Source organism: Streptomyces sp. NPDC001348 (assembly GCF_053597535.1).
The window spans coordinates 69,392-72,549 of the sequence record NZ_JBSFIK010000038.1 but is presented as its reverse complement, the minus strand read 5'-3'; the positions used below and the strand labels follow the sequence as shown (position 1 = coordinate 72,549).

Below are 3,158 nucleotides of genomic sequence, written 5' to 3'. Positions count from 1 at the left end.
GACCGCGCTGTACGGCAAGGGAGACCGGCCGCGGACGGGCCGGGACCGGGCGGCCGGGCTCGGGGCTTCCGCGCCGTCCGTGGCGCGCTGGCTCGGGGACATCCGCACGTACTTCCCCTCCTCCGTCGTCCAGGTCATGCAACGGGACGCCATCGACCGGCTCGGACTGTCCACGCTGCTTCTGGAGCCGGAGATGCTGGAGGCGGTCGAGGCCGACGTGCACCTCGTCGGCACGCTGCTGTCGCTGAACAAGGCGATGCCGGAGACGACGAAGGAGACGGCACGGGCGGTCGTGCGCAAGGTCGTCGAGGACCTGGAGAAGCGGCTGGCCACCCGTACCCGGGCCACCCTCACCGGTGCCCTCGACCGCAGCGCGCGCGTCAACCGGCCGCGCCACCACGACATCGACTGGAACCGCACGATCGCGGCCAACCTCAAGCACTACCTGCCGGAGTACCGGACGGTCGTACCGGAACGGCTCGTCGGCTACGGGCGGGCGTCGCAGTCGGTGAAGAAGGAGGTCGTCCTCTGCATCGACCAGTCCGGTTCGATGGCCGCGTCCGTCGTCTACGCGTCCGTGTTCGGGGCGGTGCTGGCCTCCATGAGGTCGATCAGCACGCGGCTCGTCGTCTTCGACACGGCCGTCGTCGATCTCACCGACCAGCTCGACGACCCGGTCGACGTCCTCTTCGGCACCCAGCTGGGCGGCGGTACGGACATCAACCGCGCGCTCGCCTACTGCCAGTCGCAGATCACCCGGCCCGCGGAGACGGTGGTCGTGCTGATCAGCGACCTCTACGAGGGCGGGATACGCGACGAGATGCTCAAGCGGGTCGCGGCGATGAAGGCGTCGGGAGTGCAGTTCGTGACACTGCTCGCGCTGTCGGACGAAGGGGCGCCCGCCTACGACCGGGAGCACGCGGCGGCGCTCGCCGCGCTGGGTGCACCGGCGTTCGCCTGCACCCCGGACCTGTTCCCGGAGGTGATGGCGGCGGCGATCGAGAAACGTCCGCTTCCCGTACCGGACACGTACGAACCGGACATGAGTACCCATCGGTAAGGGGGGCTTGCGCAACCTCGGGCGGGCCGTGCGAGGATCGACCGCACATCCCGTCGGCCCGTCAGCCGTTCCCTCGCACGACAGGACCCTCCGCCCTTGACCTGGCCAGCCGCCCTGCTGCCCGGTGCCGCTGTACGCGTGTTGCGTACGGCGGCCGGACGGCGTGCGCTGCAACTGGGTCTGCTGGTGGGCGGCTTGTTCGCGCTCGGTTTCCTCTGCGGCGGACCGGCGCAGGCGGCCGAGGGGACGGCCCCGGTGGAGTCAACGCCATCGGTGACCTCGGTGACTTCGACCTCGGGGGCCGTCGGGCAGGTCGTACGATCCGTCGGCGCGCAGGTGCCGCGGCCGGTCGGTGACCTGGTCGGCACGGTGGCCCAGGACCTGGACGAGGCCCGGGCGAAGGCTCCTTCGTTGCCGGCGCTGCCCGGCGTGCCCGTCCCGCCGAAGCTGCCGACGCGGTCCTCGCTGCCCCCGCTGCCGTCGCTGCCCCCGCCGGTCGTCGACCCGCCCGCGCCGCAGCAGCCGGGTGGCCCCGGGGTGTCCGCGCCGGGAACCGCGTCCGGCGGCCACGAGGGCACGAAGACCCGGGCGGAGTCCGCCCGTGCCGAAGTCCGGACCGGACACCGTGCGACGGTGACCGCGTCCTTCGGCCCGCAGGCCACGACCGGCGCTGGCACGCCGTTCACGCGGGTGCGCGTCGACGGCCACGTCGCCGCGGACCGGGCCGGCGCTCCCACGGGTTCCGCGCCCGTCGGGGACCCGGGCGGGGCGCTCGCCAACCGGGCCGCGGTCGACAGCGGCACGTCACGCCATGCCGACGCGCACGCCGTCACCCCCGGCCACCTGGCACCGCTGCGTCTGGCGCCCGGCGCCACTGCGCGCGTGGACGCGTCCGGGACCCGGGACAGGTACCGGGACGTTCCCGTCTTCCCCGGCTAGGGCTCTCCTCCCCGAGGCAGAAACGGCCTTTTCTCCCGCCGTGGACCTGCCGCGCGGGGGCGGAACAGGTCTGCCCGCCCGTCCGGACATCCCTGCGTTCTCCGGACGGCAAGCCGCTCAAGACGTCCCGGAACCCTGAAGGATCTGACGCACGCATGAACAAGAACATCCGCCGCTCCATCGTCATAGCCGCCGGTGTCACCGGCGCATGGGCGCTCGGCTCGGCCGTCGCCAGCGCCGACGAACTGCCCGCCTCCCCCCTCTCGGCGCCCGACACGGCACCCGACACCGTGCCCGACACGGCGGGCACCGCGGCCGCGGTGCAGGCGAAGCCCTCCGGGGCCGTCGACGTCCCGGTCGCAGAGCTCAGGGGCGCCCAGGCCGTCCAGGGGGCCCGCGCGGCCCGCGCGGCGAAGGCCGCCACCGGCCGCGTCACGGACCGGGCGAGCGAGAAGGCCCGGGCCGAGGCCGCGGGCAGCGCGGCCCACGCCGTCACCGAGGCGGCCTCCGCGGGCGCTTCCGCACGGGGAGAGATCGACTACCTCTTCGGCCCGCTCTCCACCTTCGCCCCCGAACTGGAGGACGCGCTGACCGCCTCCCGGACCGCGGTCACCCCGGTGGCCGACGAGACGGCCGCCGCCGTCGTGCCGCCGGTGGCCGGTACGGCCGTGGACGGGGCGCTGCCGGTCGCCGGTCACGCCGTGGCGGGGACGGGACCCGTCGCCGGACACGCGGTCGCCGGGGTCGTGCCGACCGCCAGGGGCACGGTGGACCGCGTCGGGCCGGTGGCCGGCGGTGCCGTGGCCGGGGTGACGCCCGTCGCCGACCACGCTGTGGCCGCCGCGACGGGGCTGGCGTACGGCGTCGTGGCGGACGTCCAGCCGGTCGCGGGCGGGGTCGCCGCGGGTGTCCGGCCCGTCGCCGCAGGGGCCGTCGCGGGAGTGCGGGGAGTCGCCTCCGACGCCGCCGAGGGCGTGCCGGCGTACGCCACCGGGGTCGTCGCCGACGTACCGCCGTACGCGACCGGGCTCGTCGGGCAGGTCGCCCGCGGCACCACGGACGCGGTGCTGCCGCCGGTCGCGAACACCGCCGTGCGCGGGGCCGTGCCGGTCGCCGGGCAGGCCGTCGCGGACGCGGGGGCGCTCGCCCACGGGGTCAC

The 3,158-nt window shown here is 75.2% G+C and carries 2 protein-coding genes and 1 pseudogene; all 3 read left to right on the top strand.

All coding sequences use genetic code 11. The features are described from left to right. Positions 1 to 7: 7 nt before the first annotated feature. Entirely contained in the window at positions 8 to 1,060 is a 1,053-nt protein-coding gene (locus ACWC21_RS31610; RefSeq protein ID WP_450886787.1) for a VWA domain-containing protein, read from the top strand. A gap of 96 nt (positions 1,061 to 1,156) precedes the next feature. Continuing rightward, positions 1,157 to 1,999 (top strand): hypothetical protein, encoded by an 843-nt coding sequence (locus ACWC21_RS31605; RefSeq protein ID WP_450886748.1) that lies wholly within the window; start codon positions 1,157 to 1,159, stop codon positions 1,997 to 1,999. 155 nt (positions 2,000 to 2,154) lie between these two features. Then, positions 2,155 to 3,158: pseudogene (locus tag ACWC21_RS31600) on the top strand (hypothetical protein); the annotation flags it as partial.